The 17510-nt window shown below is 53.7% G+C and carries 8 protein-coding genes; 4 read left to right on the top strand and 4 right to left on the bottom strand.

Annotated features, from left to right (window positions below; translation table 11 throughout):
- Window positions 1-4 precede the first annotated feature (4 nt).
- From BQ5379_RS05340 to BQ5379_RS05325, 4 genes are all read left to right on the top strand, one after another.
- Complete coding sequence (locus BQ5379_RS05340; RefSeq protein ID WP_071134482.1) at window positions 5-1192, top strand: 1-deoxy-D-xylulose-5-phosphate reductoisomerase; 1188 nt, start codon at window positions 5-7, stop codon at window positions 1190-1192.
- 24 nt (window positions 1193-1216) lie between these two features.
- Window positions 1217-2542, top strand: coding sequence for an RIP metalloprotease RseP (gene rseP, locus BQ5379_RS05335; protein WP_071134481.1), 1326 nt, complete (start codon window positions 1217-1219; stop codon window positions 2540-2542).
- A gap of 54 nt (window positions 2543-2596) precedes the next feature.
- A complete protein-coding gene (locus tag BQ5379_RS05330; protein WP_071134480.1) occupies window positions 2597-5458 on the top strand; it encodes a calcium-translocating P-type ATPase, PMCA-type in 2862 nt (953 codons plus the stop codon).
- A gap of 320 nt (window positions 5459-5778) precedes the next feature.
- Window positions 5779-7641 (top strand): FAD-dependent oxidoreductase, encoded by a 1863-nt coding sequence (locus BQ5379_RS05325; protein ID WP_071134479.1) that lies wholly within the window; start codon window positions 5779-5781, stop codon window positions 7639-7641.
- A gap of 540 nt (window positions 7642-8181) precedes the next feature.
- Here the strand turns inward: BQ5379_RS05325 and BQ5379_RS05320 are convergent.
- From BQ5379_RS05320 to BQ5379_RS05305, 4 genes are read right to left on the bottom strand one after another with little or no spacing between them, the layout of a single operon-like run.
- Window positions 8182-11016: a hypothetical protein gene (locus BQ5379_RS05320; RefSeq protein ID WP_071134478.1), complete on the bottom strand. Its 2835-nt coding sequence runs from the start codon at window positions 11014-11016 to the stop codon at window positions 8182-8184.
- A gap of 48 nt (window positions 11017-11064) precedes the next feature.
- Window positions 11065-13080: a fimbrial protein gene (locus tag BQ5379_RS05315; protein WP_083377607.1), complete on the bottom strand. Its 2016-nt coding sequence runs from the start codon at window positions 13078-13080 to the stop codon at window positions 11065-11067.
- A gap of 37 nt (window positions 13081-13117) precedes the next feature.
- Window positions 13118-15169, bottom strand: coding sequence for a hypothetical protein (locus BQ5379_RS05310; protein WP_071134476.1), 2052 nt, complete (start codon window positions 15167-15169; stop codon window positions 13118-13120).
- 36 nt (window positions 15170-15205) lie between these two features.
- Window positions 15206-17326: a hypothetical protein gene (locus BQ5379_RS05305; RefSeq protein ID WP_071134475.1), complete on the bottom strand. Its 2121-nt coding sequence runs from the start codon at window positions 17324-17326 to the stop codon at window positions 15206-15208.
- Between the last annotated feature and the right edge of the window lie 184 nt (window positions 17327-17510).

The raw sequence follows: 17510 nt of genomic DNA, 5'->3' as shown, positions 1-17510 counted from the left end.
AAAGATGGAACATAAACGGCAACGTATCGCCCTGCTCGGCTCGACCGGTTCGATCGGGACCCAGACCCTCGACGTGGTCCGCGCCCATCCCGAACTGTTCGAAGTCGAAATGCTGGCGGCCGGCCGGAACTGGGAACTGCTGGCCCGACAGGCCCGCGAGTTCGAACCCGACTGCGTGGTGATTGCCGACGAAACGGGCTACGAACCGCTGTCGGCCGCGCTGGCCGATCTGCCGGTCAAAGTCTACGCCGGAGCCGATGCTGCCGCCATGTCGGTAACCTCGGCCGGGGTGGATACCGTCGTGTCGGCCATGGTCGGTTTTGCCGGACTGGCTCCTACGCTGGCTGCCGTGCGGGCCGGGAAGAAGATCGCCCTGGCCAACAAGGAGACCCTTGTGGTGGCTGGCGAACTGGTGATGGCCGAAGCCAAGCGGTGTCAGGCCCCCATCATCCCGGTCGATTCCGAACACTCCGCCATTTTCCAGTGTCTGGTCGGCGAGATGTCCTCCTCCGTGAAGCGGCTCGTGCTGACCGCCTCGGGAGGTGCTTTCCGCGACGTACCGGCCGATGCCCTCGAACGGATGACTGCGGCCGATGCCCTCAAACACCCCTGCTGGGAGATGGGGCGCAAGATTACGGTCGATTGCGCCACGATGATGAACAAGGGATTCGAGGTGATCGAAGCCCGCTGGCTCTTCGACATGCCTGCCGACCGGATCGGCGTGGTGGTCCACCCGCAGTCCGTGATCCACTCCTTTGTCGAATTCGAGGACGGAGCCTTCAAGGCTCAGATGGGAATGCCCGATATGCGGCTCCCCATCCAGTATGCGTTGACGTTCCCCTATCGGTTGCCCGTGGGGGGCGGCGTGCCGTACGATCCCGTAGCGGCCGGCGCTCTGACCTTTGCCGCTCCGGATACCCGGAAATATCCCTGCCTCGGACTTGCCTACGAGGTGCTCGGCGGAGCCTACGGTTCCGGCGGCGCCTGCGTGATGAATGCCGCCAACGAAATTGCCGTGGCGGAGTTCCTCGAAGGGCGGATCCGTTTTACCGACATATACCGGCTGATCCGGCAGACGCTCGATGCGCTGCCCGTCGCCACCCCCCGGACGCTCGACGATTATGTGGCGCTCGACGCCACGGCCCGTCAGACCGCCCGCGATGCCATACACACCCTGAAGTTGAACTGTTAAAAAAACACCCACTTACCTCTCTCCATGGAGATCTTTATCAAAGTCGTGCAGGTGATCGCCTGCTTCTCGCTGCTGGTGCTGGTCCACGAATTCGGCCACTTCCTGTTTGCCAAGCTGTTTCACGTGCGGGTAGATAAGTTCTACCTCTTTTTTAACCCCTGGTTTTCGATCTTCAAGTTCCGTATCGGCGAAACCGAGTACGGCATGGGGTGGGTCCCCTTCGGCGGATATTGCAAGATCGCCGGCATGGTCGACGAATCGATGGACACCGATCAACTCAAAAGCGAACCCCAACCCTGGGAATACCGCTCCAAACCCGCCTGGCAGAGGCTGCTGATTATCGTCGGCGGTGTGCTGATGAACATCGTGCTGGCCATCGTGATCTATATCGGTATCACCTTCACGTGGGGCGACTCCTACATCAAGACCAAGGATGTGGATAACGGTTTCATGTTCAGTGAAGTGGCGCACGAAATCGGGTTCCGCGACGGGGACAAAGTCCTCTCCGTCGGCGGTGAATATGTCGATAACTACGGCCAGATTCCGGCCGTTATCCTGCTCGACGACGCCCGCGAAGTCCAAATCGAACGCAACGGACAGCCCATGACCATCACCATCGACCAGAAGTACATCAAGTCGATGCTCAAGGATAAACAGTTCATCTCGCTGCGTACCCCGTTCGTGGTCGGGAAGACCGCTCCCGGCGGAGGCGCCGCGGCGGCCGGGCTGATGCCTGGCGACTCGCTCGTGGCCGTGGACAGCATCCCGATGCGCTGGTTCGACGAATTCCGAACAGCCTTTGCCCAGCATAAGGGCGATACGGCCGTCGTGACGTTTATCCGCGGCGGCAAGCAGATGACGGCTGCCGTTCCCGTGTCGGCCGAAGGGCAGGTCGGGGCCTACCTGGCCGGAGTCAACCTCGCCGACCTCTACACCATCAGTACCCGCCAGTACTCGTTGCTGGAGTCGATTCCGGTCGGATTCAACCGCACCTTCACCTCGATCGGCAGTTACCTCAAACAACTGAAACTCATCGCCTCGCCCGAAACCGAAGCCTACAAGTCCGTCGGCGGGATCATTGCCATGGGCAACTTCTTCCCCGGCGAGTGGAACTGGTTCTCGTTCTGGCAGATCACGGCTCTGATCTCCATCATGCTGGCCGTGCTCAACATCCTTCCCATTCCGATGCTCGACGGCGGGCATATGGTCTTCATCCTCTACGAGATGATTACCCGACGCGCCCCGAGCGACAAGTTTATGGAACGTGCCCAACTGGTCGGCATGGTTATCGTTTTCGGTATCGTGATCCTGGCCAACGGGAATGACATTCTGAAACTCATATTCAATTAATCCCGCCGCCGCGAGTGGCGGGCATAGCCCCTAATAACCCCAGACAAACCCCTTATGGAACTGCAAGGACTCAATCCGCAGCAAGTGGCCGAGAGCCGCGAGAAGTACGGTAGCAACAACCTCACACCGCCGCCCCGCACGCCACTGTGGAAACTCTTCCTCGAGAAATTCTCCGATCCCGTGATCCGCATCCTGCTGATCGCCGCCTTTTTGTCGCTCGGCATCTCGTTCGTGCATGGCGAGTTCTACGAGACCATCGGTATCTTCTGCGCCATTTTTCTGGCCACCGGCGTCGCCTTCTGGTTCGAGGTCGATGCCGCCAAAAAGTTCGATATTCTCAATCAGGTCAATGACGACAGCCCCGTGCGCGTAATCCGCGACGGCCAGGTGCGCGAAGTCGGCAAGAAGGAGATCGTCGTGGGCGACATCATCCTGCTCGAGACCGGCGACGAGATTCCGGCCGATGCCGAACTGATCGAGGCCGTGTCGCTGCAGGTCAACGAGTCGAACCTCACGGGCGAACCCTCCGCTTCGAAAACCATCCACCCCGAAGACTTCAAACCCGATGCCACCTATCCCGGCAACCATGTGTTGCGCGGGACGACCGTGATCGACGGCCACGGCATTGCGCGGGTGATCCGCGTGGGCGATGCGACGGAATTCGGGAAAGTGGCCCGACAGGCGACCGTCAAATCCGAAGAGGTGACCCCGCTGAACCGTCAGCTCGATCGCCTCGCCAAGCTGATCGGAGTGGTCGGTTTCGCCCTGGCGCTGATTACCTTCCTCTCGCTTTTCCTCAAAGATATTTTCGGCGGACAGAATCACTACACCCTCGGCCAACTCGGGCTCGTGGGGGCCGTGCTGGCCGGAGCCGCCGTGGCACTGGTCAAAGTGTGGGTGCCGATCCTTTACGATGCCTACTATCTGGCCGGCAAGAATAAGGATCTGCCCGCTGCGGTCGAAAAACTGGGCTGGATGTTCTGGCTTGTGCTCGGGCTGCTGGTCTTCGCAGCCATTGCCGCCATCGGGCTGCTCTTCGGTGTCAATCCGCTGTCGGCCGATTCGTGGATCGGGCTCGATGCCGCCGGGCGTATCCTCAATTACTTCATGGTGGCCGTTACGCTGATCGTGGTGGCCGTGCCCGAGGGACTGCCGATGAGCGTCACCCTGTCGCTCGCGCTCTCCATCCGCAAGATGCTCCGCTCCAACAACCTCGTACGCAAGATGCACGCCTGCGAAACGATGGGGGCCACGACCGTGATCTGTACCGACAAAACCGGTACGCTGACCAAAAACCAGATGAGCGTCGAAGCCGCCCATTTCGATTTCGGAGTGCCCGAGGCGGTTGTTTATGAGGGAATTGCCGTCAATACGACTGCCAATCTGAATCGCGACGATGCCGAGCATCCGAAGCCGCTCGGTAACCCGACCGAAGGGGCCCTGTTGCTCTGGCTCGATCGTCGCGGTCAGGAGTATGCCACGCTGCGCGGCGCGGCCGAGACTGTGACCCAGTTGCCCTTCTCGACCCGTCACAAATATATGGCGACCATCGTCCGTTCGGCTGCGGCAGGACAGTCCGGAGCGACGCTGCTCTACGTGAAGGGGGCGCCTGAAATGGTGCTCGCCCACTGCACCGGGCTGACCGACGAACAGAAACGGACGATCGAAGCCCAGCTGCTCGATTACCAGGGTAAGGCGATGCGTACGCTGAGCTTTGCCTACCGGGTGCTGCCCGAAGCCGACTATTCGCATTACGATTCGGACCGTATCAAGACGCTGGTGTCGGAGGGTGGCCTGACCTTTGCCGGCTTTACCGCCATCATGGACCCCGTGCGCGAGGATGTGCCGGCGGCTGTGGCCGAATGTATGAGCGCCGGTATTGCCGTGAAGATCGTGACGGGCGATACGCCGGGTACGGCACGCGAGATCGGGCGTCAGATCGGGCTGTGGAATCCCGCTACGGATGGGCCGCAGAACGAGATCACCGGTGTCGAGTGGGAGGCGCTGAGCGACGAAGAGGCCCTTGAACGGGTCGGCTCGATCAAGATCATGTCGCGTGCGCGGCCGATGGACAAACAGCGGTTGGTGCAGATGCTCCAGCGGCGCGGCGAGGTGGTGGCCGTGACGGGCGACGGTACGAACGATGCCCCGGCCCTGAACTTCGCCAACGTCGGGCTCTCGATGGGGAGCGGTACCTCCGTAGCCAAGGAGGCGAGCGACATCACGCTGCTCGACGACTCGTTCGCCAGCATCGCCACGGCGGTGATGTGGGGACGGTCGGTTTACCGCAACATCCAGCGTTTCGTGCTGTTCCAGCTGACCATCAACGTGGCCGCGCTGACCATCGTCTTCATGGGGTCGCTGCTCGGCTTCACGCTGCCGCTCACCGTGACGCAGATGCTGTGGGTCAACCTGATTATGGACACCTTTGCGGCCGGTGCACTGGCCTCGCTGCCGCCCGACAAACGGGAAATGACCCACAAACCGCGGCGTACGAGCGACTTTATTATCAGTCCCTTTATGCGTCGTTCGATCCTTTGGACCGGGCTGAGCTTCGTGGTGGTGCTCCTGGCGCTGCTCTACGTTTTCGGCCACACGGGACAAGGGGTGACGCCCTACAAACTCTCGCTCTTCTTTACGGTGTTCGTGATGCTTCAGTTCTGGAACATGTTTAATGCCAAGGCCTATGCCAGCGGCCGAACCGCTTTCCACGGGCTGCTGCACGATACGGGCTTCCTGATCGTGGCATCGCTGATCGTCGTGGGGCAGATTCTGATCGTTTCGTTCGGCGGCGAAGTGTTCCGTGTGGTGCCGCTGTCGCTGCGCGACTGGCTGATTGTGATCGCCTCGACCTCCATCGTGCTGTGGGTCGGCGAACTGATCCGCCTGATTGTGAACCGTCGCGAGAAACGGTAGTTGCCCAAACCGGAAGGACTCAGGAAAAGAGGAAAAGCCAATGGGTCTTTTCCTCTTTCTCATATAGACAGGGTGACAGTAGACCCCTCGTGTGGTGCCTGCTTGCACGGATGGGAGATAGAAGAGACGGTGTTGCAGATAAACTGAGCGGCTGGTGGTGCGCGTATGAACGTTGTCACAGTCTCTTCGGGTGCCGGGAGGTTTCTTGCGGAGAACCCCCGGGGTAATGTTCTCCACCGGTGTGTTTCTCTGTCCAGGCCTTTTAATCGGTTTTCTTATCCTGATATTTTACACCCCCAATTAATATTTCCCCCCAAGTTATGAAAATCAAACTCCTTACACTGGCGGTGTTCTTTGCCGTGGGTACTGCTTCGGCCGGTGATCTGCTCGTCGAGGCCGAAAACTTCGACCGCAAAGGCGGTTGGGTCGTCGACCAGCAGTTTATGGACCTGATGGGGTCGCCCTACCTGCTGGCTCACGGCATGGGACGTCCCGTCGAAGATGCCGAGACAGCCATAACGCTGCCCGAAAAGGGTACCTATCACGTCTATGTCCGTACCTACAACTGGACCTCGCCCTGGTATGATGGTGCCGGTCCGGGCCGCTTCACACTGTCGGTCGGTAACAAGCGGCTCAGTACCGAACTGGGTTGCGAAGGAAACAAATGGATGTGGCAATCGGTCGGCGAGGTGACGGTCAAAGAGCCCGAGACGACCCTGCGGCTGCATGACCTGACCGGTTTTGACGGCCGTTGCGACGCGATCTATTTCACGACCGAGGCCGGGGTGTTGCCCCCGTCCGACCCGGCCGGTCTCGAAGCCTTCCGGCGCGAACGGCTCGGCCTGAATGTCGATCCGCCGACGGCCGGGACGTTCGATCTGGTGGTAGTCGGCGGCGGGATCGCCGGTATGAGTGCCGCTGTTTCGGCTGCCCGTCTGGGTTGCAAGGTGGCGCTGATTAACGATCGTCCCGTGCTGGGGGGTAATAACAGTTCCGAAGTGCGCGTACACCTCGGCGGACGTATCGAAGTGGGGCCCTATAAGGAGCTCGGCAGCCTGCAGAAAGAGTTTGGACCGGCGCGCGGTGGTAATGCTCAGCCTGCGGAGTATTATGAGGATGCCAAGAAGATGGACTGGCTGAAGAATGAGAAGAATGTATCCCTGTTCACAAATTACCGGGCGCTGGCTGTCGAAACAGAGGACTCGCGTATTACGGGTGTCGTGGCACGGCACATCGAGACTGGTCGCGAACTGTGCTTTACGGCTCCTCTTTTCTGTGACTGTACGGGTGACGGTACGGTTGGCTATCTGGCCGGCGCCGACTATCGGATGGGACGCGAAAGCCGCGACGAGTTCGGCGAAAGTACCGCTCCTGAAGTGGCCGACAGCATGACGATGGGGGCTTCGGTTCAATGGTATTCGGTCGAAACCGATGCCGAAAGTGATTTTCCGGAGTTCAGCTATGGTGTTGAGTTCAATGCCGGGAACTGCGAGCGGGTAACTATGGGCGAGTGGACCTGGGAGACCGGGATGCAACTCGATCAGATCCGCGATTTTGAACGTATTCGTGACTATGGTTTGCTGGTGGTCTATTCCAACTGGAGCTTTCTGAAAAATGGTCTGGAGGAGAACGAGAAGTACCGAAACCGGGAGCTGGGCTGGGTAGCCTATATCTCCGGCAAGCGGGAGTCGCGTCGTCTGTTGGGGGACTATATTCTGAAGGAGGACGATCTGCGTCGCTATGTGGTGCACGAGGATGGCTCGGCCGCGACCACCTGGTCCATCGACCTCCACTATCCGGATCCGGCCAATTCTCGTCACTTCGGCGGTCAGGAGTTCAAATCCATTGCCAAGCACATTAATATCCATCCTTACCCTATCCCGTATCGATGCCTTTATTCGCGCAATGTCGAGAATCTCTTTATGGCGGGTCGCAACATCAGTGTAACCCATGTTGCGCTCGGTACGGTTCGCGTGATGCGTACGACCGGTATGATGGGCGAAGTGGTGGGGATGGCGGCATCGCTGTGCAAGCGTCATGCCGTGCTGCCGCGCGACATCTATCGCTACCATCTGCCGGAACTCAAGGCGCTGATGAAAGCCGGTGTCGGTCGGCGTGGTTTACCCAATAACCAGCATTACAACGAAGGGGCCACGTTGCCTGAAAAACCGGTTGTCCAGTAAATGCGTCTGGAGAAGACGTTTGGTTGCGGTATAAATCAATGGCCGTGTGCAGACAAATCGTTCTGCCGCGGCCTTTTCTATTGATGTCCGGAGTAAGGGAATTTATTCGAGGAGGGATATTTTTTGCTAGGACGTAGCTTCTAGTCTTTTATCTCTCCTGTAAATAGTGATAGTTGTGAAAGAGAAGTGAGGGTATGTCAACCTGTCGTACGTCTTGTGTTGAGTGTAGATTCTTGTTTTATTGATGTCTCCCAGATGTGTGGGTATGGATGCCTTTGATTGACAGTGTTATGGTGGTAGTTTCTGCGGTGATATGGTACATTATTGTAACTGGTGTAATTGTGTTTATAGGTGATTGGTTATTGTGTCGGAGGAAAACTTTGATCGTCGTAGTTTTCAGATGACTTCGGATATACACAATTCATCAGGTCTATTTGCGTTGACTTTGTGTTCAAGATTGGTATGCTTTATAAAAAGAGAGCAGAGTCCCTTGCAAGGGTCTCTGCTCTCTTTTTATACACTAATAGGATTGGCCGTGAATTATTCCTTGACCTGTACCAGACGCAACGGAACCCTGAAGTCAAGGGTATGATGGTCCACGTCCGCATCATTGAGGTAAAAGCTCAAGCTTCGGGCACGGGAACCATCATTCCAAAGTGACGAGGACCAATAACAGCCATTGGCTCCCCGGTCCGATATATTGTCTGAACTGGGATTATCCGCATTTGCACCTCTGTAGTAACCTGATGCGGGAAGTTTTAACTCGATGTAATCACCCGTCCAAAAAGATTCCGTTGCTACGTCATCGATTGTTGTTGTTCTATCGTCTTTTCTCAAAGCTTTAATCTTAATCGATAAATAACGTTCTTGCGGATCACTATCAATAGAACATGATTCCCAACGGTAGGCAGCATACTGACTGGTACCGTGGAAACGCAGACCGTAGACTGGAGCAAGGTTGTATTTGCGTGTCCCGGGATTGGTCGGATAGGCAAGGTCTGTGACGCTTGTCGTACCGCGTTTTATCCAACTTCTACCTGAAACAATATAATCGCCGTCGGTCTCTGAGCCGGCGTTCGTAGTCTTGTCAGGATAACCACCATCGTTGTTCTTCAGATATATTGTTTCGATCCAACCCGTAGTATAGGCAATCGGGGCAATCTCGTAGGACATACTACTACCGTTGGTAGGATCATTTGTTGTTGTGTTGTCGTTCCACCACGGATGGAAGACGCCGTAATGTTTATTATCCGCATTGAGCTCAACTCGCTGTTCAGCTTCTGTCCACATGGGGAGCAGCAGATTCAGTTCGCCCTCGGTCGGGAGACGGTACTTGTTGCCGTTTGCATCCTGAAGAATTTCCGATCCGTCCGATTTCGTCAAGTTCATCGTCTGCAGCTCGGTGTAGGTGAAATAGACCTCTTTCGGGTTTGCAGGAACAGTATTGTCCAGTTCAGAATAGAAAGTCACCGTCGTGCCGGCGATAGACCGTACGTTATACGGGGTGAATTTGTTTACCTTGAGAACAGCATTCAGACCTTTCTGAATTTCATCTTCCGTCGCTTTCACCAAACGAAGTGAACCTGCGTTAACTTTAGCTATGCCGGCTGATACATATGCATTGCTGATCGTATAGCCTGCATGATTGCTTGTCGATCCATCCACTTCAGTTGAGGTCCATAGGAAAGAATCCGTATTAGGTCTAATAATATCTTCGGATTCTATAGTTGCTTTATAGCCAGTGCCAGCAATATGGTAAATCAACTGATTTGCAGCGTCTGCATCTTCTTCGTAAGGTTTACCCCAATAGGTTTCATTGGCAACCTCATCAATAGTCAGCAATGTATTCGGCTGCAGAGCCTTGATACGAATTTCGACCTCCCCACTATTGGGTTGGTCGCTGTTTTTATGTTCATATCGGTATGCAGCACACTGCGCCGTACCTTTAAATCGGATGGCATAAACAATCGGGTAAGCCGGAGTGCCTGTACCACCGGCTACGGCTGCATTTTTGAAGCGAGATTTACCTTCACCACCATTCACTTCTGCACTGCCAAACAGGTTCTTAGGGAGCGTTTCAGTTACTTCCGTGGTTCCGTCCATTACTTCATTGAAGATAAGTCTATTGGTGACATCAGGGAAAAGCAGATACATTTCGTCCTTGGTCGGAACACGGTAGTAAGTCTTGTCCGTTTCATTGTAGTAGACGGCCGTAGCCCACTTGTCGCTCCATGCCAGATAGGCTGACGTGTTGTTCGGATCGGTCGTAACAAAACTTACCTTGTTCTGGGCTTCATCCAGCGAGGCCACGTTCGCTGAGGCAAAGTTGTTAACGGCCAGTTTGGCATTCATCTCGGCCTGGAAAGGTACGTCGTCAACATTGAACGACTCATCGTTGGTCCAGTCCAGCACCTCCAGATTGAATTCGGGTTTCACCTTGCGACCTACCGTGATGCGATAGAGGTAGTTGCGTTTCAGCGCCAGCGGCGTGAGACCCTCCGGATCGTTCGCATCGAGAAACTCGATCGTGTGGGTGTAAGTCTCGCCGTCATAGGTATATTCAATGTCGAGCGTCGGAACCGAGGCTTCGCCTTTCTTGCTGAGGTTTTCGTAGCTGTAGATTTTCGACGTGTATTCGGCCGGAACGTTGAAGTTTCCGACCAGGTTGACATCAGCATACTCTTTGTCTTCGAGCGTGCCGGCCTCGTCGATCATGGCGTTCGGGACGAAAAGTTGGCTCTTGACGGCCCGATTTTTAAAGATGACTTTGTTGATGGTAAGTCCTTCGGCCTTGTTCAGGATGTCGATACGTACCGACAGACGGCGCAGCGAGATTTCACCACAGTTGGCCTCTTCGCCGCTGTACGAGATCACTTTGACCGCTTCGGGAGTGGTCATGATGAAAGCATTATCGGCATCGGGAGCCTGGCTGACGATCAGCTCTTCGAGTTGGCTTACCGGCGTGGTAGCACCAAGGGCTTCAATAGCGGCGGTGAGGTCTTCGTCGGCATTGGCCACGAGGTACATGTCATAGCTGCCGTCTTTGGCGATGTCGAACGAGCAACCGCCATCGGTTACCGTCACGTCAAAGACCTTATAAAGACCCATCTCTTCTGATGCCTGTTTCTCATAGACTACAGCCAGCAGCGAGGTGACTTTCTTTTCTGCATCGGTAGCAGCCGTAGTGGTCGTTTGGTCGTTATCACCGGTGGCACGGGTCACTGCACCTTTTGTTTCGGGGGTAATCCCGGCCAGTGTGAATACCACACGGTTACCTTCCCCCGTAGGATTGGGGGTCGGCAATGTCTCGCGCGAGCAACTGCCCAGTACGAGCGTGCCCAGCAGTGCGAGGGTTGATATGATTCGAAATTTCATTGTTATCTAAATTTTCTCGGTTTGTTGTATTGTATCTGCTAGATGTTATTATTCAGATACTTTTTTTACCAAGCGCATTTGGTACAAGCGAGTGTCAAGATCATGCCCAGTAAAGGCAGCGTAAGCAGCAAAACGCAGTTGGAATGCTCGAACCTGCACAGTCCAATATGAAGAAGCCCAAGTAGCTCCAAACACTCCAAAAGATAGACGATTATCGCTTTCAGGATCTTCAGACGGTTTGCCTGTATAATATCCCGTAGCTGGGAATTTGAATTCGATGCATCCGTTATTCCAAAACGAAGCATTATCCGTAATATCATCTACTGTGAGTTTAGAATCCTGCGGTAATGCTTTAACCTTGATTGACAGGTAACGTTCCAAGGGGTTATCAGCAATGGGGCATGACTCCCAACGGTAAGCAGCATATTGACTTGTACCTTTAAAGCGAATCGCATAAACCGGCCGTATGGGATACACCAAAGTATTGTATACAATCTCTTCGGTTTGCTTGCCTTGTTTCATTTGCGACAAACCGGAAAGTGTATACTCGCTGTCAGTTTCATCCGAATGACTCATGTCTTGGTTAAAGTCTGCGCCATCTTGAAGATAGATCTTTTCTTGAAATTCCGTGGTCATCATGATCAATCCCTCCGTATTGGATATGGCATTATCATTCCACCAAGGATAATATATTCCCACATTCCCTTTATCTTCAACTGGCACCCGATCTTTAGGATTAGTGTACATAGGTAACAGCAGTTGGCATTCGCCAACAGTCGGTATTCGATATTGGTTACCTGCTTCATCTAAGAATGTCTCTTTACGCAAATCTGTTTCATTGACTCCATTTGCCGAAGTCGAGCCATCAGGGTCTTGACCAGATAACCATGTGTAGCTGAAATATGATGTCGGATCAGCGGAAAGAGTAAGATCAGAGAAAAGGGTAACCTTCTTCTGAATCGGATCGAGCGTCTTTACGTTGTACTCTGTGAACATGTTGACCTTCAGTTTGGCATTAAGAGCTGCCTGGTCGTGTTTGTCGAACGGAAGTTCGTCGATTTGGAAGGCCTCGGCCGTGTTCCAGTCATCCACAATGATATCGAAATCAAGATCCAACGGTTTTGTCAGCACGATACGATACAGGTAGTTGCGTTTCAGTGCCAGCGGCGTTTTACCGGTATCGTCTTTGGAATCCATGAAAGTCACCGTGTGGGTGAACTTCATACCGTCCATCGTGTACTTGATCTCCAGTGCAGGAAGATGAGCGCCACCTGGCGTAACATCTACGTTTTCATAGCTGTAGATGGTGGTCTTGTACTCGGTGGGGGTGTCGAAATCTCCGACCAGATCGATATTATCGTAGGTTTTCTCTTCGTAAAGATCGTCCTCGGTCGAGAAGTTCATGTCGTTCGAGGCACCCAGACGGCTCTGTTTGGTGCGGTTGATGAACTTCACCGAGTTGATGGTCACCCCTTCGGCAGCGTTCACCAGGTCGATGCGGACAGCCAGACGGCGCATGATAACCTGTCCGCCGTCGGTCACGACACCGGCTTTCGAAACCACGTGTGCGGCTTCGGTCGAAAGCATCAGGAACGGATGCCAGGCATCTGCGTCGTCCTGTTTGCCGACCTCCTGTGAGGTGATCAGCGTCAGCAGGTCATCGTCCGTCACCTGCGAGTTGGCGTCTTGGTCGGTCAGCGTCATCACAGCGTTTTTCAACGTTTCGTCGGCATTGGCCACGAAGTGAATGTCGTAGGTGCCGTTCTTGCCAAGGTCGAACGAAGCGGTTTGGTCGGCATCGCTGTAATTGGTTTCGAAAGTTTTGTAGTAGCTGCCATCTTCGCCGAAGACTACAGCCAAGAGGCTCTCGATTTTCTTTTCTTCGGCAGTGGCTGCGGTCGGCGTAGCGGAATCGTTATCGCCGGCAGCACGGGTCACGGCGCCGCCAAGGGTGAAGACCACCCGGTTACCGTCCGTGAGCTGCGGGTCGTCGTCGATCTCCTTGCTACAGCTGCTCAGGAGCGCCGTGCCGGCCAACAGCATTGTGAAAATTCTCGTTTTCATATGTTGTGTCTTTTATTTCTGATTTTTAGAGGGTCTTCTACTGTTGCGCATCGACTTTGACAAAACGAAGAGGAAATCTAAAACCGAATTCGTAGTTTGGCGTCACAAACGTACTGGTGAGGTATCCTTTCCATGAGTACGCATACGTTTCATCTACCTTTGATGATGACCAGCAGTAGCAAATGTCTCCACGTTCATGGATATTGTCGCTGTCGGGATTTGGAGTTACACCGAGTTGATATGCACCGGCGGCTGGGAATTGGAATTCGATATAACTACCAGTTGTCCAAAATGACTGTTGAGCCACATCTTGGATGGTAGTTTTGTTGTCTTGTGGGTGAAGTGCTTTTATTTTAATTGAAAAATAGTATTTATCTTCTTCGGGCTTTATTCTGCACATTTCCCAGCGATATGCAGCATATTGGTCTGTGCCTTTGAAGCGAAGTCCATATGCTGGGTGAATATTGTAGCTATTCCCGGGTCTGGTTACTTCTTCTGTTTGTTCCCCTATTGCTAATTGAGAAACACCAGTGAGTGTGTATTCTATATCGTTGGGGTGTGTTTTATCCGGATAGTGGTTCCCGTCATTTTTGAGATAGATCGTCTCCGTAAAAGGTGTGGGAACCATTACCATAGGGTATTCGTTGGTTGCAGGATTGTCGTTCCAAAATGGATAGAACACTCCGTCATTTTCTTTATTGACAGTTGCATGTTCTGTACTATACATGGGGGAAAGAAGTGCTAATTCTCCTGCTGTGGGTAATCGGTATTTTACTCCATCAGGACCGGTAAATTCGGCAGTCAGCGCGTCGTTGGCTGCCTCCAGGTCACTCCAAGTAACATACGAGGAGGTCGGACATTCTGCGAAATCAACAGTCAGTTTATCATAGAATGAGGTGATGGTTTTGCCGTCGAGACTGAACTCTTTGGCGTTGTACTCCGTAAACATGTTCACCATGAGTTTGGCGTTGAGTGCGGCCTGCGCTTCGGGATCAAGCTCGTCGCCCGGACCAATCTCCTCGGGCATCTCAACCTCGTTCCAGTCTTCAACTACGAAGGAGAATTTAATCTCGTTGGTCGTCACCGGCTTTCCGTTACCGAGTACGATGGTATACAGGTGGTTACGCGTGATGTCAACCGGAGTCTGTGCTCCGCCTGCTGCTTCGGTGCGAATAAACGGAATTTCGAGGGTCGTCGTGTTTTCGCCGTTGATCTTGTAGGTTACGCGAACAGCGGCATAGTCTTCGAGTGTATTCGGACGCTCATAGGTGTAGAATACTTTCGAGAAGTTTTTGGGGGTAAACACGCCGGCATCAGCGGGATGTTCTTCGGTGATATCCACATTGGTGTTGCTTCCGAGGATAATCCGATCGGGAGCGGGGGCTGCGAGCTGCTCCTGACCGAAGAGATAACCTTTAGTGGCTGCCCCGACGAGAACGGCACTCTCGATGGTCATGTTCGGAGTGTTGTTCTGAATATCGACACGGGCCACGATACGGGTCAGTTTTACTTCGCATTTCAAGCCCGGAACGATGGATAGCACTTCGTTACTGCCGCCCTCGTCAGTAGCCGTGCCGGACATGGCGATACCTGCTGTCTCGACTGCCAACTGGTCGGCCGTGGCGCCTTCGGACAGTTCAATCGAGGCGGTGGTATTCGTGTGCAGATCGGATTCGGTCGAACCGACTTCGGTCGCAGCCACAGCTGCGTCGTCATTGACCACGAAGACAAACTTGCGTTTGGCATTCATGTCCGAGATCGGAGCTTCGAGCGAAAAGTTGTAGGTTCCGTTCCCGTTGTCATAGAGTTTAATGTCCGAAGTGAGGTCGTGTTTGCGCAGGAACTTCGGCGAAGCCTCTTCCGTTGCGTCATACACCAGCAGGCTCATCTGCTTGATGGCATATTCGGGCGCATCGTGCGTGGCTTTGGTTTTGGGATAAATGACCCCATCGCTGCCGGGTGTGGCGAGCGTGAAGGTGATGGGCAGGCCTTGGCCGTCGCTGCCGTCAGGACCGACCTGTTCTTTGCTGCAACCGTTCAGCAGCATTCCTGCAAGGGTCAGTGCCAGCCCCCAAAAATATCGTTTCATAAGGTGTGAATTTTTAAGTTTCGGCAATGTTGTATTTTATTGCAGTTTGTCTTCGCTAACGTCAACCGTGCCTTGAGATTCCCAGCCAGCGATGGTGTTGTTCCCCAGGATGCCGGATGTTGCTTCCTGGACGCGAACCAAACGTAGCGGGAGCCTGCTGTCTAGAACAGTGTGATGTACGGGGGAGTCGTGGAGACTGAAATACATGAAGCGTGCTTCTAAACCTCCTGTCCAAAGTGAAGACGACCAACAGTAACCACTGACGCCCCTGTATTCGGCAGGAGAATCGCCTGGTGTTACACCGGAAACATAATGACCAGAAGCGGGTAATGTGAACTCTATAAAACCATCAGACCAGAAAGACTCGTTAGCTATCATGTCGATTGTGGTGTTCTGGTCGTCTTTTTTTAATGCTTTGATTTTAATTGAGAAGTAGCGTTCCAATGGATTGTTGTCCATTTTGCACGTTTCCCAACGATAGGCTGCGTATTGACTTGTACCTTTAAAACGTAGGCCGTAGACTGGAGCAATATTAAAGTTTCCTTTTTCCTCATCATCAGGCAGCTCAGTATAATAGTGTACCGTTTCGGTTTGTGTTCCGCGTATCAATTGGCTTTGTCCTTTGATAACATATTCTCCATCGTTTTCATCCGGCATAGTGCTGCGGTCAGGGTAGCCGTCGACACCATTTTTTAAGTAGATTGTTTCAGTAAAAGCGTCTGTAACCATTGTGAATGTCGAATTACTCGAAGGATTGTTGTTCCACCATGGGTGGTAGAATCCTTTTTTCCCATCGACATCTGGTTGCTCAGATGGCTCAGTGTACATAGGTAATAAAAGATTGAGTTCTCCAGCTGTAGGCATACGATACTTATTTCCTGCATCGTCGGTCAAATAAGCATCAGTGGTATTACCCGTAAGACCAGCTGCGCTCAATTCCGTAAAGGTGAAATAGGAATCAACCGGACAGTCCTCTGCAGATACGGCCAACTTGTCGAAGAAGGTTACTTTGTTCCCTTCCAAACTCTTCACATTGTAGGGCGTAAACATGTTGACCTTAAGGGCGGCATTCAGCGCATCCTGGGCGTCTTCGTCCGGATCGACGGCCTCGTCCATATCTACCGTGTTCCATTCTTCGACTTTCAGGGTGAAACTTACCGGGTTCGTGGTGATCGGCTCGCCGTTACCCAAAATAATCGTGTAGAGCGTGTTGCGGGCGATGTCGATATATGCCAGGTCGTCCGAAGTCTTGCGGAAGGGCACGACTACCTCGCCCTTGCTGTTGTTGATGGTGTAGGCAATGCGAACCTGAGCGCAGTCGCCCGCTTCGTTGGCTCGCTCGTAGAGGTAGAATACCTTTTTCAGGTTGGTCTGTTCGTCGTAGGTCGTGCCGAGGCTCACCTGTGCGTTCATGGCCTCGGTAATATAACTTTCGTCGGCCGCTGCAATCGTTTCATGCGGGAACAGATAGCCTTTGGGGGCTGTTTTCTCCAGTTGGATGGAGCTGATGACCAGATTCGGCGTGTTGTTCTGCACGTCTACGCGTGCTACGATACGCTGGAGGTGAACTTCGCATTTCACGCCCGGCGTGATGGTTACGATGTCATTCTCGTTGCTCTTGGCGATACCCGACATGGCGATACCCGTGCCGTTGGCAGCCAGCATGTCGGCCGAATTGCCTTCGGACAGGGCGATAGTCGCCAGCTTGTTTTGCAGTTCGTCCTGCGATTCGCCTTCGCCGGGTTCCGTAAAGGCGTCATTGGCTACGAAGACGAAGCGGCGCTGGGCGTTCAGGTCGCTCACGGGAGCCTTGAGGGTGAAATTGTAGGTCCCGGCTCCGTTCGGAACGATGGTGATTTGTTTGTCTCCCGTTTCGTCCGTAGCGTAGCGCCGCAGGAAGGTGCCGTTACCTTCCGCGTCGACTGCGTAAACGTAGAGGCTCAGACGGTGGATGGTCCACTCGGCTTCGTCATGGGTGGCGCGCGTCACGGAGGAGTAGGGGATAGCCTCTCCGGCCGGGGTACTCATCGTAAAGGTCACCGGGATGACTTTGTCCTGGTCATAACCCGATTGCTCCTTGGTACACGACAAGGATACCAGGGCTGTTATCAGTACGACAGCAGCCTGCAAACAGATTCTTTTCATGATTGTGGTCATAGTGTATTGTGCGTTTGTCATTGGCGTGGTGGTAATGGTCGGCATTGGCGAAACTTCATGGCCGTTGCATGGGGAGTTGGTCAGAGGACGGGAACTTTCGCGGATGTGGCATTGTGGAAATGATAAAAAATGTCTTTTTATTGCCGTATATTGTTGGTGTGAATATTTGTAATGGTTTTAGAAC

Origin of the sequence: Millionella massiliensis, assembly GCF_900104655.1 — a bacterium.
GTDB lineage: Bacteria > Bacteroidota > Bacteroidia > Bacteroidales > Rikenellaceae > Rikenella > Rikenella massiliensis.
The sequence above is the reverse complement of the archived record's forward strand: the minus strand, read 5'-3'. Positions and strand labels throughout refer to the sequence as shown.